A 25,769-nucleotide genomic window follows, 5' to 3' on the forward strand; every position below is an offset into this window, starting at 1 on the left:
ACCGATGAATTTCGAGCAACTCGTCACCCTTTGCCAGCAGACGCATGAGGAAATCCAGAAAAGAGCCGTCCGAGCAGTGGACCTCTCTCTCGTTGTCCGAAATTGGCTCTTTGGCTGCTACGTCGTCGAGTTTGAGCAGAATGGGGCGGATCGGGCAACTTATGGAGCAGGCCTCATGGATGCACTGACGGCACGGCTGAAGCCGCTGGGGATCAAGGGTGTCTCTGCCACCCGCCTCCGCCTCTATCGGAGTTTCTACCGTGAGTATCAGCAAATTGGTCCGACGGCGTCGAACCTATCGTCAGCGCAGGATCGAGTCATCCGGATTCAACAGACACTGTCGGTTGAATCAGCGTCGGCAATTCAACCGACAGCGTCGGCTGAATTTAACCTTGCCAGCTCCGTGCAGACCCTCTCACGCCACTTCACCCTCGGCTGGTCCCACTACGTCGAGCTGCTCACCCTGGACGACACCGCCGAGCGCCGATTCTACGAAATCGAGGCCGCCGCCAACCAGTGGACCGTCCGCGAACTCCAGCGCCAGATCGCCAGCAGCCTCTATCAGCGGCTCGCGCTCAGCCGGGACAAGGATGAAATCCGCCGCCTCGCCAGGGAGGGGCAGATTGTGGAAAAAGCCGCCGACCTCATCAAGAACCCGCTCGTGCTGGAGTTCCTCGGCCTGGAGGACCGCCCGCATTACTCCGAGGATGAGCTGGAATCCGCCATCATTGACCAGCTTGAGTCCTTCCTCCTCGAACTCGGCAAAGGCTTCCTTTTCGAAGCCCGGCAAAAGCGTTTCACTTTCGACAACGACCACTTCCGTGTGGACCTCGTCTTCTACAATCGCCTGCTGCGTTGTTACGTTCTCATCGACCTGAAGCGCGACAAGCTCACGCATCAGGACCTCGGCCAGATGCAGATGTATGTGAACTACTTCGACCGCCATATGAAGCTGCCGGACGAGCTGCCCACCATCGGCATCCTCCTCTGCCATCGCAAAAACGACGCCCTCGTCGAACTCACCCTGCCGCCGGACGCCAACATCTTCGCCTCCAAATACCAGCTTTACCTGCCATCCAAAGAAGAGCTGAAGGCGCGGCTGGAGAGCATCACTACCAGCCTAGAAGGGGGACAATCATGAACCCGGAAACTTGTGAAACTCTTACCGGCCGCATCCGCCAGCTCGCCGAACGCTACGCCACCCCGCTGCCGCAACTCACCGATGAAGTGGCCGCAATGGCGGCCAAAGTGGACGGGCACCTCAAAAAGATGGGATCCGCTGCCGTTATTCAATAATGTGACGCTATTCTTTAATAGCCGCTGCGCTTATTCAAGCTTCGCACCATGATTCGGACCGCTACCGGCACCTACCACACGACAGCCACCGCTGGCGAGACCGTGCGTGCCTTTGTGCCGCACGACCTGCCGCCGGAGCCCGCCTTGGATGTTTCCGGGCAGCGCCAGCGCCTGCTGGAGCGTGCTACCCTCGCCGTTGGTCGGTTGGACAGCGTCAGCACCCTGCTGCCAGACCCCCAGCTCTTCCTGTATGCCTATGTCCGGCGTGAAGCCGTGCTCTCCTCCCAGATCGAGGGCACCCAGTCCTCCCTCTCCGACCTGCTTCTCTTCGAGTTGGAGGAGCTTCCTGGAGCGCCGTTTGATGACGTCGTCGAGGTGTCGAACTACATCGCCGCCCTGGACCATGGCATGGCCCGCCTGCGGGAGGGGTTCCCCCTCTGCAATCGTCTCCTGCGGGAGATGCACGCCAAGCTCATGTCCCGGGGACGTGGTAGCGACAAGGAGCCCGGCGAGTTCCGCCGCAGCCAGAACTGGATCGGCGGCACCCGGCCGGGGAATGCCCGCTTCGTCCCCCCGCCACCGCATGAGGTGGAAGCCCGCATGGCCGCGCTGGAGCACTTCCTGCATGACGAGGCTGGCGGGATGCCCCTGCTGCTGAAGGCCGCGCTCGCCCACGTCCAGTTTGAGACCATTCACCCCTTTCTGGATGGCAATGGCCGTCTCGGTCGCCTGCTCATCGCCCTGCTGCTGCATCAGGGCGGCCTGCTCACCCAGCCGCTGCTCTACCTCAGTCTCTATTTGAAGCAGCACCGCCCGGTGTATTACGAGCTGCTGGACCGCATCCGCTCCCAGGGCGACTGGGAGGCCTGGGTGGACTTCTTTCTGGAAGGCGTGGAGCAGACCGCCCTCGGTGCCGTGCAGACCGCCCGCCGCCTCGTCGAACTCTTCGACACCGACACCCGCCGCACCCAGGACATCGGGCGCGGAGCTGCGAATGCGCTCCGCGTCCTCGCCGCCCTGCGCCACCGCCCCATGCTCAGCCTAAAGCAGCTCTGCCACACCAGCACCATGACCTTCCCCACCGCCTCCAAGGCCATGCAGCAACTCGTCAGCGCAGGCATCGCCCGCGAACTCACCGGCCAGCGCCGCAACCGCGTCTTCGTTTACGACGCCTACCTCACCATCCTCAACGAAGGAGGCGAACCACTATGAACACGATCCCGCTGCCGCAGCTCACCGACGAAGTGGCGACGCTCGCCGCCCGCGTGGACGAACACCTCAAAAAGATGGGAGCGGTATGGAAGTGAAACCCGGCTACAAACAGACCGAGGTCGGCGTCATCCCGGAGGAGTGGGAATGCCCACGCATTCGTGACGCGGCTGCCAAATCATCAAATGCTACTGTGGGAGGCCCATTCGGCTCGGACCTTGTATCCGCTGATTACGTCGAATCAGGCGTGCCCGTAATTCGCGGACAGAACATGAGTTTCTCCTTCGTCACGGGCGATTTTGTCTTTGTCTCCGAGAAGAAGGCTAGATCGCTAAGCGCGAATTTAGCACACCCGAAAGACTTGGTATTCACGCAGCGCGGAACGCTCGGCCAAGTTGCGATTGTGCCCGACGGTTCGTTTGAGTCCTACCTCATCTCGCAGAGTCAGATGAAGGTTTCGCTCGACCGTCCGAGACACGATCCTCACTTCCTTCATCAGTATTTCACGAGCGCGGCGGGGCAAAAACAGATCGTCACCAGTGCGATTCAGACAGGAGTTCCCCACACCAATCTTGGGATTCTACGTGCGTATCGGTTTCCAGCTCCACCCCTCCCCGAACAACGCGCCATCGTAGAGGCGTTGAGCGATGTGGATGGGCTGCTGGGCGGGCTGGACCGGCTGATCGCCAAGAAGCGCGACCTCAAACAGGCCGCCATGCAGCAACTCCTCACCGGCCAAACCCGCCTCCCCGGCTTCCACGGCGAGTGGGAGGTGAGGCGGCTCGGGGAGATTGCGAAGATTCAGCGCGGCGCATCACCTCGCCCCATTGATAGCCCCGTCTGGTTCGATGATAGCTCTCCAGTTGGCTGGGTTCGCATTTCCGATGTCACTCGCGCCGGTATGTTCCTTCTCGAAACGACTCAACGCCTTTCCCCACTCGGGGTGAAGCACAGTCGCCCAGTTGCTACCGGCAGCCTTATCATGAGCATTTGCGCGACCGTGGGCAGGCCCATTATCACCCAGATCGACGTTTGCATTCACGATGGATTCGTCGTTTTCGACAACCTCGAAGCCGACCAGCGCTTCCTTTATTATGTGCTCAAGTGGATCGAGCCCGATTGGTCGAAGCACGGACAGACCGGTTCCCAGATGAACCTCAACACGGGCCTGATCAACGGCACTCGCATTTCCGTCCCACCCCTCCCCGAACAAACCGCCATCGCGACGGTGCTGAGTGAGATGGACGGGGAGCTGGCGGTGCTGGAGCAGCGGCGGGAGAAGACCCGCGCCCTGAAGCAGGCCATGATGCAGGAACTCCTCACTGGGAGGACGAGACTCTTATGAAACGATACAATCGAGTGATGGCGGGGCGGCAAAGCATCCACGCGGCCCAGTGTTTTCAAGAAGGCTGGATCGGCGTGGACTATGACTTTGTGGTCGATTTCACCGGCCAACTACCGGACCACTGGCGAGACTTCAACCGCACCTATGTGCCGGTTTACCTCGCACAGCATCCTGGCAAGACCAAGATCGCTGCGGGGCTGGCCTGTGGCTTCACCTGGACTCTATGCAAGGGCCTGAAAGAGGGAGATGTCATCATCACCCCGGATGGCAGTGGACGTTATCGGGCCGGGGAGATCACCGGAGCGTATTTCCACGCTCCCGGCCAGATCCTGCCGCACCGCCGTCCCGTGCACTGGCTGAGCCAGCCCTTTGACCGCAGCGACATGAGCGAGGAACTGAAGCGCTCGACCAACTCGACAGGAACCTGCTGTGACATCACCTCGTATTCGGCGGAACTGGAAAAGCTCATCGGCGGACAGGCTGCACCTGCCCTGATCGCCACGGACTCAACGGTGGAGGATGCCTCCGCCTTTGCCATGGAAACGCACCTGGAGGACTTCCTGGTGAAGAACTGGGCGCAGACAGAGCTGGGCCGCGAATACGACATCTACACGGAAGATGGCGAGCAGGTGGGCCAGCAGTATCTCACCGACTCGGGGCCACTGGACATCCTGGCGGTGAGCAAAGACAAAAAGCGGCTGCTGGTGGTGGAGCTCAAAAAGGGCCGCACCAGTGATGTGGTGGTGGGGCAGACGCTGCGTTACATGGGCTTTGTGCAGGACGAGTTGGCGGAGGATGGCCAGACCGTGTGCGGTGCCATCATTGCCCTAGAGGATGATTTCAAACTCCGACGCGCGCTCACCATGGTGCCCAGCATCACCTTTTACCGCTACCAGATCAGCTTTAAACTCGTCAAGTCGTGAGGAACGATCCTGCTATGAGTGAAACATTCGAATCCCTCTGGTCCTACTGCACGGCTGAAAAGCGCCTCGTGCCACAACCGACGCTGTGGAGCGAGCTTTACGCGAAGCTCCACCACACCCGCCAGAAGCCCTCCGGCGGCTGGGAGCCTGCGCTGCCTCTGATCCTAGCTGCTTGGCACCACTCCATGCCCATCGAGAAACAGCTCCGCTTCAAAGAACACCTCGAATGGGCCGCCCAGCAGGGACAGCTCGATGAGATTGGTGCGTTTCTCCGCTCGCTGACCGAAGAGCAGTGGTGTCATTTCGGGGAGGTGTGAAGGTAATTCAGTTCTTGCACTCAGACAGTCCGAGAAAGTATAAAGAACCCACGTCATGACCGAGTCGCCCCACCCAGATGAGATCGAGTTCCGCATCCTGCCGGAAGATGGCGGGCATGAGGTGCCGGTGGCGCTGCTGATGCAGGGCTTGCAAGGTTTGCAGCAGTTGATCCACTTCAGTGCTCTGTCCGTGGAGAACAAGGCGGTGCGGCAGCGGGTGCGGGTGTCTGGGGAGATGCAGCGAAATTACACGTTTCACTGTCGGCCACCTGAGAAAGGCAGTTTCAAAGTATCAGGCCGTGTGGGGGATCTGAACCGGTCCACTTTGATCAACCCCAACGTGGCGCGCGTCGTCGGCCTGGCCCTGGCCTTTTCCCACGCCACCATGGAAGGGAACGAGGAGAAGCTGGTGTCTCTGGTGACTGACAGCCGCCTGCGCGTGCGGATGCTGGACTGTCTGCGCGGCATGGCCCCGCCTCCAGGTGCGGGCTACGCCTTTGAGTTCCAGAACAGTGTGGGACCAGCCGTGCGGCTGGATGAGGTGCTGAAGCAGCGCATCGAAAGCGTGCTGAGCCCGGAGGAAACCCGCCAAAGCACACGAACGATCACGGGGCAGCTCTCCAGCATCTCCTTTACCGAGCACCGTCTGAGCCTGTTTTATGCGCCCAAGGAGCGCACGCTCGAATGCCTCTATGATGGGTCTCTGGAGCCGATGCTGTTTGAGAACCGCCGGGCGCTGGTGCAGGTGACCGGGCAGGTGGTGGATGCGGAGGACGGACATCCACGGCAAATCGTCGAAGTCTCCCAAATTGAGGAGCTGGACCTGTCGCCCTTTGTGGTGACGGAGTTTATGCCAGAAGTGCCGCTGACTGCGCCGCTACGGCTGGAACCCTTCTTGAGCGATGACGAACAACTGCTGCGACTGGAGTACCCAGAACTCGATATTGATGTCTTCGCCCCGACGCGTGGCGAGCTTTTGAACGAGCTGCGGGAGCAACTCGCCATGCTCTGGACCGAGTATGCTCTGGAGGAGGATGAAAACCTCTCCGAGCCTGCCCGGCAGCTCAAAAGCCGCCTGCTAACCCTTACCAACCTCCAAGCCTATGCCGCGCGACAAAACTGATGTTGAAGGCGGCCTGACCCGCAAAGGCTTCCAGCCGATCAAGCCGGGGGCGGACCACAATTACTTCATCTACCAGTCCATGGCTGGGCAGAAGGCTCGTGCGTCCACCAAGACGAGCCATGGCAAGGGCTTTGACATTGATGACAACCTGCTTTCGCAAATGGCGCGGCAGTGCGGTCTGACGAAGAAGCAATTTCTCGGCCTGCTGGACTGCCCGTTGTCGCGGGAGGACTATGAGAAATTGCTGAAGCAGAACGGTAAGCTGTGAAAAAGAAGCCGGTGGATATAGGTTTCGCTGGTCGTGAGACCCGAAACACACGGCGCTGAGGCCGAGTTTCATCCACCGGCAGATTGAAGCTGCATTCCTGCGTTCCAAAGTCAATCCCCCACCTGATGCCTGAAATACCCCGCTCCGAACGCAAGACGCAGAACCGCGTCATCCAGCTCTTCACCGGGCCGGGTGGGCTGGGCTACGGCTACCTCGGCGAGTGGAACAAGCGGGAGAACAATCGCTGCATCGAGGTGGACCTGCTGCGCGCCAACCTGCTGAAGCGCGGCTATTCCGAGGCGCACATCTCCGCCGCTGTGCAAAAGCTGATGGCCGCTGCGGATGCCACGGGCATCACCCTGTATCAGGCCAACCTGCGCACCTACCAATTGCTGCGCTACGGCGTGTCGGTGCAGATCGCCGCCGGGAAACCGAACGAGCAGGTGCATCTGGTGGATTGGGAACACCCGGAGAAGAACGACTTCTCCATCGCTGAGGAGGTGACGCTCAAAGGTGGATATGAGCGGCGGCCCGATCTGGTGATTTACCTGAACGGCATCGCCGTCGGCGTCAACGAACTGAAACGGAGTTCGGTTGAGATTGGGGATGGCGTGCGCCAGCTCATCACCAACCAGGAGGAGATTTTCAACAAGGGGTTCTTTGCCACGGTGCAGCTCGTTTTCGCGGGCAGCGACTCGCAGGGACTGCGCTACGGCACCGTGACCACGAAGGAGGAGTTCTTCGTGGAATGGAAGGCGGTGAACACGGGTGAAGTCACCGCTGGCGCTTTGCTGGACCGACCACTGGCGGAGATGTGCGAGAAGTCCCGCCTTCTCGACCTGATCCGCAACTTCATCATCTTTGACAACGGCATCAAAAAGGTGCCGCGTCCGCATCAGTTTGCCGGTGTGAAGAAGGCGCAGGAACGCATCCGCATCCGCGAGGGCGGTGTCATTTGGCACACGCAGGGCAGCGGCAAAAGCATCCTGATGGTGCTGCTGGCAAAGTGGCTACTGGAACATGATCCCGCAGCCCGCATCCTCATCATCACCGACCGCGATGAGCTGGACAAGCAGATCGAGGGCGTGATGAAGAACGCCGGAGTCATCGGCGAAAACTCGCCTTCGCCCCGCATCCTGAACCGGGCGGAGTTTGTCGCCAAGCTCGGCGCCACTGCTCCCCGACTGCTGTGCGCGCTCCTCCATAAATTTGATCCCGCTGACCTCGAAGGTGACCCGCCGCACATTCATGGCCGGTTCTATGTGTTCGTGGATGAATGCCATCGCACCCAAGGCGGCGACATGAACAAACAGATGAAGCGCTGGCTGGAGAACGCGCTCTTCATCGGCTTCACCGGCACGCCGCTGCTGAAAAAGGATGCGGCCAAGCTGCGGACGCAGGACATCTTCGGCACCTACATCCACACCTACAAGTTCCACGAGGCGGTGGCAGACAAGGTGGTGCTCGATTTGAAATACGAGGCCCGCGATGTGCCGCAGCGCCTCACCTCGCCGAAGGACATCGAAGACTACTTCGCGCGGAAGACCAAAGCGCTGAACAACTTTCAGAAAGCCATCATCCGCAAGCGCTGGGCGACGATGGAGGAGCTGATGAGTGCCGAGGAACGCAAGGCACGCATCGCCGCCAGCATCATCCATGATTTCGACACCAAGCCGCGCCTGAACGACGACCGTGGCACCGCCATCCTCGTGGCCGCGAGCATCTACGACGCCTGTCATTACTACCGCATCTTCCTGAACAAGCCCTTCGGCGAGTATTGCGGTGTCATCACCTCCTTCGAGCCGAGTCACAACGCCATCTCACGCGAACCGGCCAACAGCGACGAACGCTACAAGTTCGATACCTATACGAAGCATGTCCTGAAGAAAGGCCAGACCACCAAAGCTTACGAGGACGAGGCGAAGCGCCGGTTCATCGAGGAACCTGCGAATATGAAGCTGCTGATCGTGGTGAGCAAACTCCTGACCGGCTTCGACGCCCCAAGCTGCTCCTACATCTACCTCGATAACGAACTCTACGACCACAACCTCTTCCAAGCTATCTGCCGCACCAACCGGCTCGACGGTGACGACAAGGACTACGGCCACATCGTGGATTTCAAGAAGCTGTTCGATGACGTGCAGGAAGCCATCGCGGTCTATAGCTCGGACGAGCTGGACATTGATCAGGGGAGCGGCGGCAGCAACAACGTGGACCTCAAACAGTGGCTGGTCGAAGGGAAGAAGGTGCTGGATGCCGCGAGGGAAGCGCTCCGCTATCTGTGCGAACCCGTGAAGCTGCCGCGTGAGATGGAGCAGTTCCTCCACTACTTCTGCGGTGACGCGGCCAATCCGCTGGCGCTCACGGAAACGGAGCCGCTGCGCATCACGTTCTACAAGACTGTGGCGACCTTTGTGCGCGCCTATGCCGACATCGCACAAGACCTCACCGAAGCGGGATACTCCGATGTCGATGCGGCTGCGTTGCAGCAGGAGGTCGATTTCTACAGTGAAGTCCGCTCGGCTATCAAGAAGCACTCCGGTGAGGAGCTGGACATCAAGCCCTATGAGGCGGACATGCGGAAGCTGCTCAACACCTATGTGCAGGCTGATCCAGCGAAGGACGTGGGCAATCTCAATTCGCTCTCGCTAACGGAACTGATCATCGAGACCGGCATCCATGACGCCATCGCCCGCAAGCTGAACGAGAAAGGCAAGCTCTCCAAGAACGCCATCGCCGAAGGCATCATCAACAACGTCCGCAAGACGATCATCCGCGATCAACTGACCGACCCACGATTCTACGCGGAGATGTCGAAGCTGCTGGATGACCTCATCAAGCAAAGCCGGACCGACGCTGCCGCCTACGAGGCGTTCCTGAAAAAGGCAGAGGAACTGGTGAAGCGCATGGCAAAGAAGGATGTGATCGCTGGCATTCCCACGATCCTTCACGGCAAACCGGAGGCCACAGTGATCTATTCCAATCTATATGATATTCTTGCAGGCAATACATCCGTGCTGCGTGAGGAAAGCCCGCTGGAAAAAGAGGCGCGTGCGGAGCTTGCCCTGCGGATCGACCAAACGATGCGCGAGAAGGCCCCGGCAGGCTGGAAGAGCGACATCGAAGGCCCACGGGGAAGCCAGGTGATCAATGCGCTGTTCCCAATCATGTCGCGGGATCGCACGGCGACTCTGGCGATCTTCGAGATCATCAAGAACCAACCCGGCTACTGATGACTGAGACGATCCAGATCGGAGAGATTTCCATTCAGGTGACCCGAAAAGCCATCAAGAACGTCCATCTCTCCGTTCATCCGCCTGATGGCCGTGTCACGCTGGTCGCCCCGAGCGCGACCCGGCTGGATGTCGCCCGAGCGTATGTCATTTCCAAGCTCGTCTGGATTCGACAGCAGCAGCAGAAGCTGCGCGGACAGGCGCGGGAAACACCACGCAGGTTCATCGAGCGTGAAAGCCATCACATCTGGGGCCGCCGCCATCTGATGACGATCAAGCATGCCCATGCGAAGCCTTGCGTCAGACTCGACCACAAGCGCATCACGCTCACCGTGCGTCCTGGTGCCGACGCCAAAAAGCGAGCCGAGGTGATCCACGAGTGGCACAAATCCCTGCTTCACGAGATCGTTCCGGCGATCATCAAGAAATGGCAGCCCAAGCTGAAGGTGCATGTCTCCAGCTATTTCCTGCAACGCATGAAAACCAAGTGGGGAAGCTGTAACCACAAGGCTGGTCACATTCGGCTCAACACCGAACTGGTGAAGAAGCCGAAAGACCTGCTCGAATATGTGATCGTCCATGAGATGGCCCATCTGCTGGAGCCGACGCACAGCGAGCGGTTCATCACCATCTTACAAAAGCACTACCCGTCTTGGCGTGAAGCGCGGGCCGAATTGAACGAACTGCCACTGAGTGCCGAGGCTTGGAGGGGGTAGCATCTACGTCCTGGTGCACTTTTGTCTCCATGCACACCTTCGCCGATCTCGCCAAAGCCCTGAACCGGTCCACGGTTTATGTCTCCGGCCTGCAGTCGCGCTTTGAGCTGCCAGTGAAATGACAGATATACCGATCAAAGATGTTGCTTCAATGAGGCTGGATCGTTAAAATTGCCAGTAACAGGCTTTTATGCCTGATTTATCATGCTGCCATCCGCTCTAGCATCACTGGTCACTTTTCACCGCAAGCGAGCCAAGCTCTCGCAGGCGGAGCTGGCACGTCATGCAGGGGTGAGTCGCTTCGTGGTGCAGGACATCGAGGCGGGTCGGGATCGCACGACGTGGCGCAATCTTCTGGCCGTGCTGGCCGTGCTGAATCTGAAGCTGGAGCCTAAAGGCCCGCTGGTGGCGGAGTGGCAGCAAACGCAGATCGTGGAGGAACCCAAACCATGAGCAGGAGCGAGCCGAGCCGTCGAGCACGGGTGACGCAGCACGGCGTGATCGCCGGTGACCTGGAATCACTGGCTGCTGGCGGCTGGCAGTTTCGCTACCTGGAAGCGTATGACGGTGAGCCGGTCTCACTGACGCTGCCGGTGCGGTCGGAGTCCTATGTTTTTCCGAGTTTCCCGGCGGTGTTTGAAGGTCTGCTGCCCGAAGGTCCGCAACTGGAGGCGTTGCTGCGCCTGCACAAGATCGACCGTCATGACAGCTTTCGTCTGCTGCTGACGGTGGGGCGTGATGTGGTGGGATCTCTAACCGTGGAGGAGGCGACCTGATCTCATGGCGGTCTGCCCCATCACGCTGGATGAAATTCCCGCTGGCAGCGCCTTTTCGGCCGCAGGCCTGCGCTCGCTGCACCCACGCCTGAAGCGGCTGGCGGCGCTGGAACTGACCCATGAGGAACAACTGCGGCAGGCGCGATTGCGTGCGGACAAGATGTCCGTTCAAGGCGTGCAGCCGAAGCTGTCTGCCGTGCTGAACATCGCTGAGGGCAGGCTGGAGATCGTGGATTCGGGTGGACGCTTCATCTTGAAACCCAATCCGCCGCCTTATGCCGAGGTGCCTGCGAACGAAGCGCTGACGATGACGATGGCTGCCGTGGCAGGCATCGACGTGCCACCGCATGGACTGGTGCCTGCCGTGGACGGGAGCTGGGTGTATGTGGTGAAGCGGTATGACCGCACGGGACGCTCCAGCAAAGTGCATGTGGAAGATTTTGCCCAGCTCTGCGGCGAAACCCGTGACACGAAGTACAACAGCACGCTGGAACGAGTGGCCAAGGTGGTGGAGGACTTCTGCACCTTCCCGGCGATCGAAAAAGCGCATCTGGCCCGCCGGACGCTGTTCTGCTTCCTGACCGGCAACGAGGACATGCACCTGAAGAACTGGTCGCTGATGATGGACCAAGGACGTGTCACCCTGTCGCCCGCTTACGACCTTCTGAACACCACGGTCGTGCTGGAACGTGCCATTGAAGAAACGGCCCTGCCGCTCCATGGACGGAAAAGAAACCTCACTAAGGCGAACTGGCTGGACTACTTCTGTAAAGAGCGCCTGCAACTGCCGGATCGCATTCTGGCAGGCATTGTGAAAGATCTGTCGGATGCCGTGCCGCGCTGGCGGGAACTGATCGGACGGTCGTTCCTGTCTCCCGCCGCACGGGCAGCCTACACCCATGTGCTCAATGACCGACTTGAGCGCCTTGACTTGAACCCCTGATGCACGCAACCACGACGAAGCATTGAATCATGAACGACCTCATCATCTACCAGTTCAGCCGGGATCTTGTGGAGGCCGGTGATGCCAAGAATTTTCACGCGCGATTCGGCAAGCAGCGGCTGCCGGTGGGGAAGCAGCTCGGAGCCATGATGAACAGCCTAACCCTGATGATCGAGGGCTATGACCACGACCCACGGGAAATCTACGCCATCCCGGAAGTCAGGACGTTTTATCAGCAGCTTTGGCAGCGCTGGCCCTACTGGCTCTATTTCTGCAATCTGGACACTGAGAACCTCATGATGATGGTGATGTGCTGCCTGGACTCGCTGGACGCTCTGAAAGTGCAAGGCCAGAGCCAGGTCAAGGTCAGCATCAGCCCTTTGGATGTCGTCCAGTTCATCAGCGGTGGTTTCGTCCCGATGAACGAAATGTGTGAACGAGCGGGAATGAGCGAACGCCAGATTTTTGACCGGACCAAAGCGGTGTTCGAGTATTTCCATCTGCCTTTCGATGTTGAGCCGCTATGAACTCTTCCCTCCAATCCCTCATCGCCGAAGCCAGTCGCTACACTCCATGAAGAAGAGCGGGTGCCTAGCTCAACGCAACTCGACGAAGTACACCCGCTCGCGACGTACCAGTTCGATCATGAACTACCCTCCCTCACTCCCCGCCGGTCACTCGCCTGGACGTTTTTCAGCAGTCTTGGTTGTCACTGCCTGGCTCTGCTCGGCTGTGATAGGACAGGAGGCGGGAGTCTCTGCGCCGGTGCGCATCGAATCCGGCGTGAGCGGGCACATTCATCCGGCGCTGTGCCGCAGCACGAAGGGCACGCTGGTGGCCACGTTTTGCAAGAAGGAGTTCATGCCGCATCTCATCACGCGCTCGACGGACGGCGGCAGGACGTGGTCGCCGCCGGCGCTGTTCCCGCCGACGGACAAGATCGCGATCTACCCTGGTTCGCTCACCACGTTGGCCGATGGACGGCTGCTGCACTGCTGGAATGTGTGGTTTGCGCCGGAGGAGAAGCTCAAATCGCGTTACGTCGCCTTCTCGCTGAGCAGCGACGATGGCCTGACGTGGAGCACACCGGTGAATCTGGCGAAGAATGCCGACCCGAAGATTCACAGCGTCATCCGCCATCCCATCGTCGAGCTGTCGCCGACCGCCTGGCTGCTGCCGCTGGCCGACCGCACGGTGCTCTACAATCCACAGACCGGTGCGGAGAAATCCTTTGGCGACGGGACCAGCCACGGCCTCGTGCCGTTCGTGCGCACACCTGCGGGGACGCTCATAAGCGGCAAAGGGCAGCGCTCAACCGATGGCGGCCAAACGTGGCAGCCCATCAAGCCCTTCCCGGATGTCTTCACGCAAGGCTGGCGTCATCAGATGATGGGCCTGAAGAACGGCTGGCTACTGGCTTCGCAAATCGTCGGGCCGGGTGTCGGTGGTGACGTGATCCACTTCATCGTCTCGCGCGATGATGGGCAGAACTGGGACCTGGCGCATCCCGTGGAGTTTTACAACCCAGGCCGCCCCATCGGCGGCCGTGCCTGCCCGCGCACGGTCGAGATCGACGCCGGGACGCTCGGCACGATCTATTATGACACCGATGAGAAGCAGCCCGGCGGTTCCGGTGTGTTTTTCAGGACGATGAGGTTAAAGCGGTGAGCGGCAGGCGGTGAAACGGTCGGACCACTGATGACTGAGCACTGAGCACTGAGCACTGAGCACTGAGCACTGAGCACTGAGCACTGAGCACTGAGCACTGAGCACTGAGCACTGAGCACTGAGCACTGACTACTAACTACTAAGCACCGCAGAATGCACGCTGCTCAGGCGGTGACGTGGCCGCCTTCGTTCTCGAAGGTTTGCACGGCCAGATCCTTCGCCGGGGCGGCTTTCGCAGCGGCCTGCTCACGGCGCACCTCGCGCATGTGGCGGTAGCCGACGAGTTTGCGCAGGTTTTCATCCCAGAGGCGATAGGCGAGGGATTTGAGGCTGGTACGGATGGTCAGGGGCTTCACCTGCTGGAAGACGGGGCGCGAGTGGTGGCAGCGTTCCAGGTTGTAGGCGAAGCGCTGCCAGCGGGAGGATTCGAGGTACTCCTGCACGGTCATCGTCCAGAGGTCGCCGGTGCTGGCATGATGGATGGAGTGCTCCCAGCGCCAGTGATGGTAAGGGGTGAAGGTGAGCAGGCCGGTGATGAAACCGGTGATGTCATTGGCTAGGCGCGAGGGGAAGAAAGAACCGTGGCCGCAGTCATGGAAGATGATGAACACACGGGCGAGCAACGCCCCAGCGAGCATTGCCATCGGCACGACGAGCCACCACGAGACACTCAGGAAGTGGTGCATGAGGAACCACAGCGCGACATAGGGCACGAGGGTGTTCACCAACTGCCAAGTGGCACGCCAGGTGGAAGGATGCTGGTATTCCGCCACGATGGCCTTCCACTCTTTCACGGAGGGGAAGCGTGCGGCCTGCGTCGGTGGCAAGGACGGAGGTGGTGAAAAGCCGAGGTGGGCTGGCATGGTCGAAAGGAAGATCAAGGTTGGGGTGGTCGGGAGAGCCGGTTCCGGTAGTTCGAGTTCGCCCGGGGAACTCCGTGTGATTGCTTGGACAGTTTTTTTGACGGCAGCCGTTCACCCAGCGGGTTTCCTGGCGGCGTTCGTTGCGGCAGTGAGTGTTCGCAAAAAGGGTACGCCTGACATGAGGCATTGGCGGTGTGATTTTGGCCGCTCTCTCAGCCCGTTCATGAACAGCGGCCCCGTTGAGGCGATTTTATTGCCAAGAACATGATTTGGAGTCCGCTGTTGGAAAAGTTCATGCATCGCACGGCTGTTCTGTTGAACAGCCAATCGGATTGGTGAATGAGTTGGGCATTCCATGCCTGCCTCCACCTCCAACACCGCCGCTCCGCTCGTGGACTGGCTGTTCCTCGACCTGAACAGCTACTTTGCCAGCGTGGAGCAGCAATTGGACCCGTCACTGCGGGGCAAGCCGATCGCGGTGGTGCCAGTGGACACGGATGCGACCTGCGCCATCGCGGCGAGTCAGGAGGCAAAGAAATTTGGCATCAAGACCGGCACGAACATCGGCGAGGCACGCCGGCGCTGCCCGGAACTCATCACCGTGATGGCCAGCCACGATGTGTATGTCGATTTCCACCACAAGATCATCACGGAAGTGGAGCGGCATTTCCCCGTGCATGTGATCGGCTCGATTGATGAAATGGCCTGCAAGCTGGACCCGCCGCGCCGTTCACTGCCGGCGGCGATGGATCTGGCGCAGCGCATCAAACGTGGCCTGCGGGAACGGGTGGGCGAGTGCATCACCTGCTCCATCGGCCTGGCCCCGAACCGCTTTTTGGCGAAGGTCGCGTCGGACATGCAAAAACCGGACGGTTTGGTGGCTTTGTTGCCGGAGGAGCTGCCCGGACGGCTACTGGAGCTGGAACTGCGTGATCTGTGCGGCATTGGCCGCCGCATGGAGCCGCGGCTGCATGCCTGCGGCATTCGCACCATGGCGGACTTGTGGCAGGCGGAGCGTGAGACGCTGCATCGCGCGTGGGGCGGTGTCTGCGGGGACCGTTTCTGGCATGCGCTGCATGGCGGCGCGTCCGAGGATGATCCACCCGCGCAGCACCGAACGCTGGGGCACAGCCATGTGCTGGCGCCTGAGCAGCGTACACCGCCGGAGGCGGGCGTCGTGGCGCGGCGTCTGCTGCTGAAGGCGGCCAGCCGGCTGCGCCGCATGCACTACCGCGCCACGCACCTGCACCTGAGCGTGCGGACGGAAGACGGGCCGCGTTGCGAGGCGCAGACGAAGTTTGAGCCGGTGTGCGACAGCATCGAGCTGGCACGTGTGTTGGCCGAATTGTGGCAGCGTGTAATGCAGCAGGCCCGCTGGCAGCGCGTGAAGAAGGTTGCCGTGACACTGATGGGCCTGGAGGCGGAAGCGCGGCCACAGCAGCTCGATCTCTTCGCCTCCGCCACTGAGACAGCATCACGCGAACGGCGTGAGCATCTCAGCCGCGTGCTGGACCAGATCAATCAAAAGCGCGGTCGTGACTCCGTGGTGATCGGCTTCACGCCGGACACGGTGCGCACGTTTTCGGGCACGAAAATCGCCTTCACGCGGATTCCTGACCGCGAGGAGTTCAAAGAGTAAAAACGAAACGCCCCCGTCGTGAAGATTACGACGGGGGCGCAACGAGGCAGGGTTAGCGGACTTCGACGGCAGAGGTGGCGGAGGCGTTGTTGGCACCGACGCTGGTGTTCACGACGCGAACGGTGGTGGGGCAACTGCCGAGGACCGGATCATTGGAGGGTGGTGTGGTGACGCGGAAGACGAAATTGGCGACGCCGGGGAGGGCGGGATCGACGGTGGCGGTGCCGGTGCCGAGGAGGGTCTGGGTGGCGCCGTCGATGCGGTAAACGATGATGGACTGGGTAATGGCAGTGGGAGCGTGGGTGGTGGTGCAGGAGCCGCGGACTTCGACTTCGTCGCCACGACGATTGTTCGGGGTGCGTTCGCGGCCAAGGGCGCGGGTGATGGTGACTTGGGGTGTGGAGATGACGGGTGTGCCTTGTTCGGCCTCGACGAGGAAAGCGTTGAAGACGCCGTTGGCAAAGTAGCCTTCGGCGCTGGCTCCGGTGCCGACGGGGATGGAGGCGGGGATGATGGCGATGCCGTTGACGTCTTGCACAGGTTTGGCGGGCATGCGGGGGTCATTGAGCATGACGATGGGGACGCTGTTGATGGAGAGGGCGCCGGCGTTGTTGGCGGTGACGATGCCGAGCATGACGTTTTCGGCGGGTTCGACGAAGACATCCTCGGCGGTAACGACTCCATTGGCCGCTACGGTGCCGGTGATGATGGCGGTGCCGCCGGTGAAGCCTGCTTGCGTGCGATTGGGCAGCGGGGCGGGATCAGCGAGCTGGGCGAGGGTGAGCGTGGCGCTGGGAGAAGCGGCAGGCGTGCCTGTGGGGACGTTCACGGTCATGCCCATGACGGTCATGGTGACGGAGCCGTCAAGATTGGCGGTGATGGCGGTGGCGGTGCCTTCGACCTCAGCGGGAAGCGCCTGGGCGCTGGCGTCGATGCCGCTGAACAGCAGGGCTGCGGCGGCGAGGGTGGATTTAAGCAGGGTGGTGTGTTTCATGCGTGTGTTTTAGGGTGGATGATGGCGGATGGCGGATTAACGGGAGGGTTTGGCGGGGAAAGGGTCGAGGTCGCTAATCTGGCAGTGCGCAGCGCGTGCCTGAGGTTTGTGTTTGATGCGGGCGCGGTGGAGCACCTGGTCGTGCAGGGGACCGCGTTTGCTGTCGGGGATGTCGATGAGCGGCTGCGTGTCGGTTTTTTCAGCCGTCACGGGAGCGGCGGCGCTGCTGCCACCGGAGATGCTGAGCCAGAGGCCGGCATCGCCGCGCTGGAGGTGGATGCGGATGATTTGACCGTGGGTGTCGCGGGTAGTTTCGGTGATGCGCCAACCGCCGGCGGTTTCGCCTTCGCTCAAGGTGAACACATGGCCGCTACCGCCGTTTTCGCGCAGGTAGGCGGTGAAGGCGCGGTCGATCTGGGTGGTGCCGACGAGTTGCAGCGTTGGCGGTGGTTCTGCCTCGACGTGATACGGCCATGCCAGGCTGAGCAGGCCGAGGAGGAGCATGGGCTGGAGGCTGTTTTTCACGGTTGGATGACGGCGGCCGTGGTTTTGGGTTTTTCGGACGCTGCCTCGGCCTTGCGGTTTTTTTCGAGGTGGGCGTACACGTCGGCGTAGCGCTGGGCGGAGGTCCAGCCGGCGATGAGGCGGACTTTGCCTGCCATGCGGTCCGGGCCGATGCCGATGGGCATCATGGCCCAGCGGCCGGTGGCCTGGTTGCCGAGGATGAGCATGGCGGCGTGCTGGGTGGGGTCGGCGTCGATCTTGGGATCGACTTCGTAGTAGCCGAGGGCGCGGCGGAGTTTTTTGATGTCCTCGGGCTTGCCGGTGAGGAAGTGCCAGTCGGGCATGTCGGGATGTGCGGAGGGCTTGCGGAAGAAGCCGGCGTATTCGTGGATGGTGGGCACGTCATCGACCTCGGGTTCGACGCTGATGGAGATGAGGCGGACGGATTTGCCGAAATCCTTCGCCAATGTCTCGCGCATCCCGGCGAGGAGGGCGTTGGTGCCGGGGCAGGTGCCGCGACAGTTCGTGTAGAAAAAGCTGATGACGACGGCGTGGTCCTTCACGAGATCGGTGACGAAACGGACGGGTTGGCCGTGATCGTTGGTGAGGGTGAGGTCGGGGATTTTGTCGGCGAAATGCTTGCGCATGAGCTGCGCGGCCTGCTCGGCACCCGGGGTGTCTGTAGGCGGAGCGGCCTCTGGTGTGGCGGCGGCAACAGGGGCTGGATCGACGGCCTGAAGGCCGGTGGCGAGACATAAGACGGCCGCGAGAAGGCTGCGGGTGACGGTTTTCATGTGGCAGAAAGGGCGGGTGAGACGTGCGGAGGCCGTCCCGGCCCGTGAAGGGGCCGGGACAGCGGGATGAAACCGTTTTTCACGGGAAGAACTGCTGCACAGGCTGCGGGGAGGGCGTGGGGGTGACCCGCGGGTCGAACTGGAACATCATGTCCAAGTCCTCGTGCTCCACGTTGTGGCAGTGGAAGACGAACGGCCCTTTGAAGGTGCGGAACTTCATGCGGATTTTGATCTGCGAGTTCGGGCCGAGCATGCACGTGTCCGACTTAAAGCTGTCATGATACGGGATGGGCCTGCCAGTGCGCAGGTCGGCGACCTGCTGGTGGGACTCGAGGTGAATGTGGATGGGGTGCCACCAGCCGCCGCCGCCGTTTTCGAGGGTCCATTCCTCGGCCGTATTGAGGGTGGGGACGACGTTGGCGAGGGCTTCGTCGAAGAACTGGCCGTTGATGGCCCAGGCACCGTTTTTGCGTTCGAATTTGAAGTGCCTGCGGGCGGTGATCTCGTTGTCGCGGATCGGGATGTGCGGGCGGAGCGTGGAGTTCGTGGTGATGGTGGCGTCCGGGTAGCGGGTGTCACGGGCACCGACGACGAATTTGATGAGGCGATGGCGAAAGGCGGGGTTGCCGCTGACGGTGGTGCCGTTTTCGTCTTCGAGCTTGCTGCCGGGGCCGCGGGGATCCTGCTGGTCGAGGATGTTTTCGAGGTAGAGCTCGGTGCCGACGGGATATTTAGCGAAGTCGATGATGATGTCGGCACGCGTGGCAGGTCCGGCGAGCCAGCACTGGGTCTGCTGGGGTTTGGGGAAGAGCCAAGTGTCCTTGGCGATGCGGAGGAAGGAGGAGTTATCGCTGAGGCGGAAGCGCCAGATGCGGGAGTTGCTGCCGACGAGGCAGCGGAAGCGGTATTTGCGACGCTCGACGTTGAGGTGGGGGTAGGCCTTGGCGTTGACGAGGGCGATGTTGCCGAGGTAGCCGTTGTGGTCGTTGCCGTCGTAGCAGACGTTGCCGTTCGGGTCGAAGAGACGGTCCTGGAAGACGAGCGGGATGTCGTAGGGATTGCGGTACTCTGGGCCGACATCCGAGACGCCACGGATGCCAGGCAGAACGCCATTGGTGATGAGGCCAAGCTCAAGATCATCAAAACACGGGGCGATGCCACTAAGTCCACGGGCCACATGCTGAGCGGTGAGGTGGATCGCGTGGTCATGATACCACATCGTGCTGGTGGACTCGGAAACATCGAAGGCTCCCGTGTCTCCGCCGTTCACACGCGGAAGCACATTGGGGTAGTAGTAGTCACGTGCGGCCTGTGGCAGCACGAGGAAGTTCGGATGGCCGTCGCTGTGTGCCGGCCAATGGCCGCCATGCATGTGGACGGACATTTCCTCCGGCAAATCATTGGCGACTCGCACCAGGGCCGGCTGGCCGACGCGGAAACGGAACATGGGACCTGGGGCTGAGGCGGGGCGGAAAGTGCCGTCGGCATCACGGCCGGCGTAGCCCCAGAAGTCCGTCCACAGGCCCATTGAGCTGGGGAGGAACTGCTGGCGTCCGGGGCGCATATTCACCTGATAATACTGGGTGGGTTTGCCATCCCAGTCGGCGGGATGATTCGCCCATTCGGGGGCCACACCGTGCAGTACATCGCCCACCGGGGAGGTGTATTGCGCGGGCAGTGCTCCCGTGCTCAAAGGCGGGAGATAGCTGGGCAGGGGCAGTGGATCGACCCAGCGCGGCACGGTTTGCCCCTGGATGGCGTTCGGGCAGTTGGGGGCGCTCACATTCATCGGGTTGTCTCCCGTGATTCCGCCGCCCCCCGTGCCGCCGCCGTCCCCTTTGCCTCTGGCGGCGATGATATGGGTCGTGAAGGCGGCTGAGGCCGTGGAGACGACGCCCTTGATGATTTTGCGGCGGGAGGTGCTGGCTGACGAGTCGTTTGGATGGCTCATAGGGTATGGCAGGGGGTTGAGTGGACGATTTCGGGCTGGTTTACGGTAGGAAATTTGGCCGCGGCGTGCCGCCGTTGCGGCCCACGGCAGTCAGTTCGCTCAGGTGGTCCAGGGCACGGCCCTGGCCGTCGTTCGCGACGCGGGTGTCATCCCCGAGCGCTCCATTTGGAATAAAGAGTTGTGGATGGTCGAATGGCGCGCGGTCGTAGCGCACGCGTTCATCCGTGAGCGATTTCATAAAGGCGACGATGGCTTCCTTTTCCGTGGTGGAGAGATGAAGATCGGTCACGTCGGGATCGAGGTCGGCGATGTTTTGGTCATGGAAATCGCCGCCGCGGTTGTAGAAATCCACCACCTGCCGCAGCGTGGCCTGGCCTCCGTTATGAAAGTAGGGGCCGGTCAGCTCGATGTTCCGCAAGCCCGGCGTTTTGAAGGCTCCATTGGCCGCGATGCGGTCATTCGGACCCACACTGAGGTTGGGGGCACGGCCCACGATCCTTTGAAAGCTGCCATTGGCCGCCAAACGGGCCTCGGAGAGCGGATTGCCAAACGGATCGGTGGCACCGAGGCCGATGTCCTCGCGATTTGGCCGCACGCCGATGTTATAGAAGCCGTTGTCATAGGTGGCGCTGCCGCCGTCGCCCATGAGCATCGTTTCGATGCGCTGGTTCTCGACGCGATTCACCGAGGCGTTGGTGAACTCCGCGCCGCCGTGGCAGTTCGCGCATTTGGCCGCTCCAAAGAACAAGTCCATGCCTTGCTGTTGCTGCCGGGAGAGGGCGTTGCTGTTCCCTTCGACGAATTGGTCGAACGGTGTCTGGTCGGAGACGAGGGTGGATTCGTAAAGCTGTACCGCTAGGCCAAAGTAGAGGCTGAAATTGTAGGCCATCTGCGGGAACTGATTAGCCGCAGGCGTCGGCGTGAACGGAACGAAGCGGCTGAAACTGCCATCCGCGTTGACCTCCACGAGCAGGGTGCCGCTCCACCACTTTTCCACGAAGGCATCGCGGATCATCTCCGCATACGTCGTTTTGGACAGGCCTGGCAGCTTGTTGCGAATGAGGCTTCCTAGCACGCTGTCATCTTTGTGAACCAACTGCTTTTGTAGTGGCCGCAGCGCGATCATTTTCTTCCCTAGATTTGGGAAACTGCGTCCATCAGCTGACATCTCAAAGGCACTGAGGGGCGGACCCACCGCTTGGGAGGCCAGGCTGGCGTGGTCGATGGCGATCGCGGTGAGTCGCAGGCTGGTCTTGGAATCTGCCACGGCCACCCTCGCATTCGCATCGCGCCGGCCCCAAGGATTCACGCCGTTGAAGATGTCCTGGGCGCGTCCGTCCCAAAAATTCCGCATGTTGAAGACCGCGTTAATGACAGAAGGAGTGTTCCGAGGTTCCACCCGGCGTGTATTGACACCTCCCACCTGGAAGATGGCGTCAGGTTGGACCGTGCGGTTGTCCTCGGCGGAAAGCGGACGGATGCTTTGGAACAGTTCCTTGAAGACGCCCTGTGAGCTGATGGCATCATTGGAGTCCGCCAAGACAGTTGAATGGCGATCGTTGCTGCTCAGCAGTTTGCGCAGCGGGAAATCAGCATGGGTGAGCTGTCCGTTGGGAGATTTCGTCTGGAAGGTGACATCTGGATCGGGGGTTCCGTCCGCCGCCAGTCGCAGCAACCCTGGGCTGACTTGATTCTTGGAGCGGTTGTCCGCCCCGGCATGGAAATGGCAGGAGGCGCAGGAGGTGATCCCGTCGCTGCCGAGTTGCATGTCCCAGAAGAGGGCTTTGCCTAGGGCGATAGCGGCTTTTTTGTTCCTGACAAACTCGGAAAGGTTGGATGGCACGGGGACGGGCCGGAGGCTCAGAGATTCCGGACTCGGCGGTGGATCAGGCGCTAACACGCCTGCTTGGGCAAAAAGGGGGGCGTGCAAGTTTAGGATCAGAAACGCCACTGAGGCAGAAAGCGTTTTAGCCTGCTTAATCAGCCACACAGAAATTACTGTTCTCACAAAACTATTAAAAATAATAATCATAGCCTTTAACTATAAAATCCACCGCTTGATATTTTCAAGAAAGAGTTTCAATTATTTTATTATTATCATATTTAATATCTACTCTGCACATGAAAGCTCGTCTGAATAAGCCTCTAATCTTCCTGATATTATTGTTGTGTCTGTCATTGACAAAAAATGGAGTCGCGCAGTTATCAACAACCAGTCTTCCTGCAAAAAGTGGCACTCTTGTTTTAGCGTCCTCTTCGGATGCACGCTCTCTGTTGCTGACCGGCATCGCGTCTATTGGAGAGCGGAAATTCGTGTACTTGACCGATTCCAACTCCTCTCAGACGATCGAATTGGTGAGTGGTGTGCTGAGTCCGAGCGGCATCGAACTGCTCAAGGTGCAGGATCAAGGGTTTCTAGCGGCCTGGAAGGTGCTAATCAGGCAAAAAGGCACCGAACATTGGCTGAACTTTGCTGCTCCATCCCTACAGGCTGCCTCTGGTGGCACGGCCATTCTGAGCACCACTGCGGCGGTGCCAGCCTTGCCTCTGGCAGATTTGAAACGTCCCCCGCCGCAGAATGCGGGCACCATGTCCAATGACACTCCGAGTGCCGCCGTTCGCAAGCGTTCGCCTCATGTCTTCCCACTTCCTGCCGGCCTTTGATTCTTTCAACTCCGCCACGTCACTGACATGTGGAAAAGGACAGGCTTGAAAATGGTGCAGAGTGCCGCCCCATCCAGCGGCTTTAAGGAGGTGTCCATCGAAGTAGCATCCTCGAGCAAGGAATAAAAACAAACCGCTGCTCTAGCAGTTCTTTAGAACAAGCGTCTCATCACCCGGCGAGAGGCTTACGAAGCAGTTCGAGCCGCTGGGCACGCAGGTCTTCGTAACCGCCTGGCATGGCGTGCATCCCCATGCATTGCAGTTTATCAGGGGCCGTGCGACTCGGCTCTGGAGAGCCAAGCTACTTTGATGCGTGCGCGAATCTACGTCAGCCCCGCAATCGGCGAACCCATGTAGAGCGTGTGCGGGCGGCCGGTGAAGTCGTGCCACATGAGGTCGCGGGGGAGGCCGAGGGCTTCGTAGATGGTGGCAGCGAGGTTTTCGGGCGTTTGGGCGTCGCTGATGGGGTAGCCGGCGATTTTGTCGGTCTCGCCGATGACGCGGCCGCCCTGGATGCCGCCGCCGGCGAGCAAAATGCTCTGCACATGGCCCCAGTGATCGCGACCAGGCAATGAGGTGGCGGAGATGCCTTTGATCCTGGGCGTGCGGCCAAATTCACTGCCCATGACGATGAGCGTGTCTTTAAGCTGACCGCTGGCATCGAGATCTTCAATGAGTGCGCTGACGGCCTGATCCATCGGCGGCAGGAGGAAGCCTTTGAGGTTCTTCCAGGCGGCCTGATGCGTGTCCCAGGTCTCGTTGTTGCCGAGATTGACCTGCACGAGCTTCACACCGCTTTGCACGAGGTTTTTGGCCATGAGCAGCGACCAACCGAAGCTGTGGCGGCCATAGCGGTCGAGCAGCTTGGGATCGACCTTTTCCATGCTGAAAGCATCATGCACGCTGCGATTGGACAGCAGTGAGATGGCGGCCTGACGGGTGGAATCGAAGGCTTCATCACCTGCCAGAGCGGTGAGATCGTCGGTTTGCGATTCCAGCGCGTTGCGCAGCGAGACGCGGTCCATCACGCGATCCAGCGTGAGGCCCTGCGGCAGCGAGAGATGCGGCGCCTGGAGGCGGAGCTTGTCATCGGTTTCAAAGCCGCGCTCGTGATGAAACAGGTACTGCGGATAGGCACCGTAGTGCTCCGGGTGATACGGCGACATCTCCAGGAACCACGGATCATGCTGCGAGCCGAGCATGCCGCCGAACTGGCCGGCGAGGGTGCGGCCGGTGCGATGGATGAGCTTGTCCGGCAGCACGATGGCGGGCGGGAGGTTGTCCTTGCGCTTTTCCAGCAGCGCGGTGGCCAGCGCGGCGATGCTGGGATGATCGGACCGTTTCGGTTTTGATGGATCAAAGCCCAGCGGCACATCCGTGCGGCCGGTGAGCATAATGTGGTGGCCCTGCGAGTGGTCGCTGTTGCCATGCGTGAGCGAACGCACGAGTGACCACTTTTCCGAGATGCGTGCGAGACGCGGCAGGTGCTCGCAGATGTGCGTGCCGGGCGTGCGGGTGCGGATGGGTTTGAACTCGCCGCGAATCTCCATCGGCGCATCCGGCTTCAAGTCGAAGCTCTCATGCTGCGCGAGTCCGCCGGAGAGGAAGATGTAAATAACCGACTTCGCCCGCTGCGGCTTGCCTGCCGGAGCCGCCAGCGCCTGCAAGGCGGTGAGATGATTCATCCCGAGGCCCAACAGACCGACTGCACCCGCCTGAATCACTTCACGGCGGGTCTGAGGATGGGCTGGATGCGGGAATGACATGCGCGTTGAAATACGCCCCGCTGTGCCCAAGCCTTTCCGAGCAGCCTATTTCCGATTCCAACCGCCCAGCTTGACCTTGTAGTCGGCGGTGGGCGAATCCGCGCTCTTTTGCCGCAGAATCTTGGTAACGACAATCGCGCCATTCTGGATGACCACTCGAAGATCAGCTTCATCGCCCTCTTTGAGTGCCAATCCCTCTGGGATGGTCGTTTTGATTGGATACATGCGGCCTTATAAGCTCCGCACAGCACTGGGGCAAGCAACCAAACTGTACGAGATGGCATAATATGCGCCTCACGCAGCCATGGCGGCATGCGGGGCTGCATCACCGGCTTTGAGGCGGCTGCGGAATTCGCTGGGACTTTCGGCGGTAATGCGGCGGAAGCTGCGGTTGAAATGCGAGAGTGACTGGAAGCCGACATCGTAGGCGATCTCAGTGATCCGGCAGGCCGGACGCATGAGGAGCCGCCGTGCTTTTTCGACACGGACGTGGTTGACGAAGTCGGTGAAAGTGAGGCCCGTGGCACGCTTGAAGAGCTTGCAGAAGTGGAAGGGACTCACACTGACGGCAGCAGCGACGGATTCGAGGCTGAGACTGCCGGCGAGGTGGTCGTGGATGTAGGCCTTGGCCTTGCGGATGGCCTCGGGCTGGGTGCATCGCCGGAATGATGTATAGGCCTGATTAAAAACAGTGAAAAATACCGCTGTACTCCATAGTGGTTATATGCCTTATAGTGAGGATGGAGTTAAACATCAAGCCTCTCAGCGACACGGACG

At 60.5% G+C, this 25,769-nt stretch carries 26 protein-coding genes; 17 read left to right on the forward strand and 9 right to left on the reverse strand.

Translation table 11 applies throughout. The annotated features are described in order from the left end of the window. Window positions 1-4 precede the first annotated feature (4 nt). The 15 genes from ACKVY0_RS19075 to ACKVY0_RS19145 all read left to right on the forward strand — a co-directional run bounded on the left by ACKVY0_RS19075 (window position 5) and on the right by ACKVY0_RS19145 (window position 13,817). Complete coding sequence (locus ACKVY0_RS19075) at window positions 5-1,141, forward strand: YhcG family protein (protein ID WP_409216428.1); 1,137 nt, start codon at window positions 5-7, stop codon at window positions 1,139-1,141. Beyond that, complete coding sequence (locus ACKVY0_RS19080; RefSeq protein ID WP_409216453.1) at window positions 1,138-1,296, forward strand: hypothetical protein; 159 nt, start codon at window positions 1,138-1,140, stop codon at window positions 1,294-1,296. Before ACKVY0_RS19075 ends, ACKVY0_RS19080 begins: the two co-directional genes overlap by 4 nt. A 48-nt stretch (window positions 1,297-1,344) precedes the next feature. Next, complete coding sequence (locus ACKVY0_RS19085) at window positions 1,345-2,508, forward strand: Fic family protein (protein ID WP_409216429.1); 1,164 nt, start codon at window positions 1,345-1,347, stop codon at window positions 2,506-2,508. Between the two features lie 85 nt (window positions 2,509-2,593). Then, window positions 2,594-3,850, forward strand: a complete 1,257-nt coding sequence (locus ACKVY0_RS19090) for a restriction endonuclease subunit S (RefSeq protein ID WP_409216430.1) — start codon at window positions 2,594-2,596, stop codon at window positions 3,848-3,850. Beyond that, the gene (locus tag ACKVY0_RS19095; protein ID WP_409216431.1) at window positions 3,847-4,773 is read left to right on the forward strand and encodes a DUF91 domain-containing protein; all 927 of its coding nucleotides are present in this window, start codon (window positions 3,847-3,849) and stop codon (window positions 4,771-4,773) included. The genes ACKVY0_RS19090 and ACKVY0_RS19095 overlap by 4 nt, the downstream gene beginning before the upstream one ends. Window positions 4,774-4,787: 14 nt before the next feature. Then, a complete protein-coding gene (locus tag ACKVY0_RS19100) occupies window positions 4,788-5,090 on the forward strand; it encodes a hypothetical protein (protein ID WP_409216432.1) in 303 nt (100 codons plus the stop codon). A gap of 55 nt (window positions 5,091-5,145) precedes the next feature. Further along, a complete protein-coding gene (locus ACKVY0_RS19105) occupies window positions 5,146-6,213 on the forward strand; it encodes a hypothetical protein (protein ID WP_409216433.1) in 1,068 nt (355 codons plus the stop codon). Beyond that, the gene (locus ACKVY0_RS19110; RefSeq protein WP_409216434.1) at window positions 6,194-6,481 is read left to right on the forward strand and encodes a hypothetical protein; all 288 of its coding nucleotides are present in this window, start codon (window positions 6,194-6,196) and stop codon (window positions 6,479-6,481) included. The genes ACKVY0_RS19105 and ACKVY0_RS19110 overlap by 20 nt, the downstream gene beginning before the upstream one ends. 125 nt (window positions 6,482-6,606) lie before the next feature. After that, a complete protein-coding gene (locus ACKVY0_RS19115) occupies window positions 6,607-9,714 on the forward strand; it encodes a type I restriction endonuclease subunit R (RefSeq protein ID WP_409216435.1) in 3,108 nt (1,035 codons plus the stop codon). Beyond that, on the forward strand, window positions 9,714-10,430 hold the full coding sequence (locus ACKVY0_RS19120; RefSeq protein ID WP_409216436.1) for a M48 family metallopeptidase: 717 nt from the start codon (window positions 9,714-9,716) through the stop codon (window positions 10,428-10,430). The genes ACKVY0_RS19115 and ACKVY0_RS19120 overlap by 1 nt, the downstream gene beginning before the upstream one ends. A 204-nt stretch (window positions 10,431-10,634) precedes the next feature. Next, the gene (locus ACKVY0_RS19125; RefSeq protein ID WP_409216437.1) at window positions 10,635-10,883 is read left to right on the forward strand and encodes a helix-turn-helix transcriptional regulator; all 249 of its coding nucleotides are present in this window, start codon (window positions 10,635-10,637) and stop codon (window positions 10,881-10,883) included. Beyond that, on the forward strand, window positions 10,880-11,206 hold the full coding sequence (locus ACKVY0_RS19130) for a HipA N-terminal domain-containing protein (RefSeq protein WP_409216438.1): 327 nt from the start codon (window positions 10,880-10,882) through the stop codon (window positions 11,204-11,206). Before ACKVY0_RS19125 ends, ACKVY0_RS19130 begins: the two co-directional genes overlap by 4 nt. Before the next feature lie 4 nt (window positions 11,207-11,210). Next, a complete protein-coding gene (locus ACKVY0_RS19135) occupies window positions 11,211-12,149 on the forward strand; it encodes a HipA domain-containing protein (protein ID WP_409216439.1) in 939 nt (312 codons plus the stop codon). 29 nt (window positions 12,150-12,178) lie between these two features. After that, window positions 12,179-12,676 (forward strand): hypothetical protein, encoded by a 498-nt coding sequence (locus ACKVY0_RS19140; protein ID WP_409216440.1) that lies wholly within the window; start codon window positions 12,179-12,181, stop codon window positions 12,674-12,676. Window positions 12,677-12,794: 118 nt separating this feature from the next. Further along, window positions 12,795-13,817: a sialidase family protein gene (locus ACKVY0_RS19145; protein WP_409216441.1), complete on the forward strand. Its 1,023-nt coding sequence runs from the start codon at window positions 12,795-12,797 to the stop codon at window positions 13,815-13,817. A gap of 164 nt (window positions 13,818-13,981) precedes the next feature. Here the strand turns inward: ACKVY0_RS19145 and ACKVY0_RS19150 are convergent, their stop codons facing one another. Beyond that, complete coding sequence (locus ACKVY0_RS19150) at window positions 13,982-14,680, reverse strand: fatty acid desaturase (RefSeq protein ID WP_409216442.1); 699 nt, start codon at window positions 14,678-14,680, stop codon at window positions 13,982-13,984. A gap of 355 nt (window positions 14,681-15,035) precedes the next feature. Between ACKVY0_RS19150 and ACKVY0_RS19155 the strand changes: the two genes are divergently transcribed. Beyond that, window positions 15,036-16,319, forward strand: a complete 1,284-nt coding sequence (locus tag ACKVY0_RS19155) for a Y-family DNA polymerase (protein WP_409216443.1) — start codon at window positions 15,036-15,038, stop codon at window positions 16,317-16,319. 52 nt (window positions 16,320-16,371) lie between these two features. Here ACKVY0_RS19155 and ACKVY0_RS19160 read toward each other — a convergent pair whose 3' ends face one another. The 5 genes from ACKVY0_RS19160 to ACKVY0_RS19180 form a co-directional block, all read right to left on the reverse strand. Further along, on the reverse strand, window positions 16,372-17,313 hold the full coding sequence (locus ACKVY0_RS19160) for a hypothetical protein (RefSeq protein ID WP_409216444.1): 942 nt from the start codon (window positions 17,311-17,313) through the stop codon (window positions 16,372-16,374). A 36-nt stretch (window positions 17,314-17,349) separates the two neighbouring features. Further along, window positions 17,350-17,838, reverse strand: a complete 489-nt coding sequence (locus tag ACKVY0_RS19165; RefSeq protein WP_409216445.1) for a hypothetical protein — start codon at window positions 17,836-17,838, stop codon at window positions 17,350-17,352. Then, complete coding sequence (locus tag ACKVY0_RS19170) at window positions 17,835-18,611, reverse strand: SCO family protein (protein WP_409216446.1); 777 nt, start codon at window positions 18,609-18,611, stop codon at window positions 17,835-17,837. The genes ACKVY0_RS19165 and ACKVY0_RS19170 overlap by 4 nt, the downstream gene beginning before the upstream one ends. Window positions 18,612-18,690: 79 nt before the next feature. Next, complete coding sequence (locus ACKVY0_RS19175) at window positions 18,691-20,562, reverse strand: multicopper oxidase family protein (protein WP_409216447.1); 1,872 nt, start codon at window positions 20,560-20,562, stop codon at window positions 18,691-18,693. A gap of 40 nt (window positions 20,563-20,602) precedes the next feature. After that, window positions 20,603-22,405, reverse strand: coding sequence for a cytochrome-c peroxidase (locus tag ACKVY0_RS19180; RefSeq protein WP_409216448.1), 1,803 nt, complete (start codon window positions 22,403-22,405; stop codon window positions 20,603-20,605). A gap of 278 nt (window positions 22,406-22,683) precedes the next feature. Between ACKVY0_RS19180 and ACKVY0_RS19185 the strand changes: the two genes are divergently transcribed. Further along, window positions 22,684-23,226, forward strand: coding sequence for a hypothetical protein (locus tag ACKVY0_RS19185; RefSeq protein WP_409216449.1), 543 nt, complete (start codon window positions 22,684-22,686; stop codon window positions 23,224-23,226). A 323-nt stretch (window positions 23,227-23,549) separates the two neighbouring features. Here ACKVY0_RS19185 and ACKVY0_RS19190 read toward each other — a convergent pair whose 3' ends face one another. From ACKVY0_RS19190 to ACKVY0_RS19200, 3 genes are all read right to left on the reverse strand, one after another. Beyond that, a complete protein-coding gene (locus ACKVY0_RS19190; protein WP_409216450.1) occupies window positions 23,550-24,992 on the reverse strand; it encodes a DUF1501 domain-containing protein in 1,443 nt (480 codons plus the stop codon). A 45-nt stretch (window positions 24,993-25,037) separates the two neighbouring features. After that, window positions 25,038-25,217 carry a hypothetical protein gene (locus tag ACKVY0_RS19195; protein WP_409216451.1) on the reverse strand — a complete coding sequence of 60 codons (180 nt, stop codon included), beginning with the start codon at window positions 25,215-25,217 and terminating at the stop codon, window positions 25,038-25,040. Window positions 25,218-25,286: 69 nt separating this feature from the next. Beyond that, window positions 25,287-25,631, reverse strand: a complete 345-nt coding sequence (locus ACKVY0_RS19200) for a helix-turn-helix transcriptional regulator (RefSeq protein WP_409216452.1) — start codon at window positions 25,629-25,631, stop codon at window positions 25,287-25,289. Window positions 25,632-25,769: the final 138 nt, after the last annotated feature.

The sequence above is a fragment of the Prosthecobacter sp. genome (assembly GCF_046154365.1).
Taxonomy (GTDB): domain Bacteria; phylum Verrucomicrobiota; class Verrucomicrobiia; order Verrucomicrobiales; family Verrucomicrobiaceae; genus Prosthecobacter.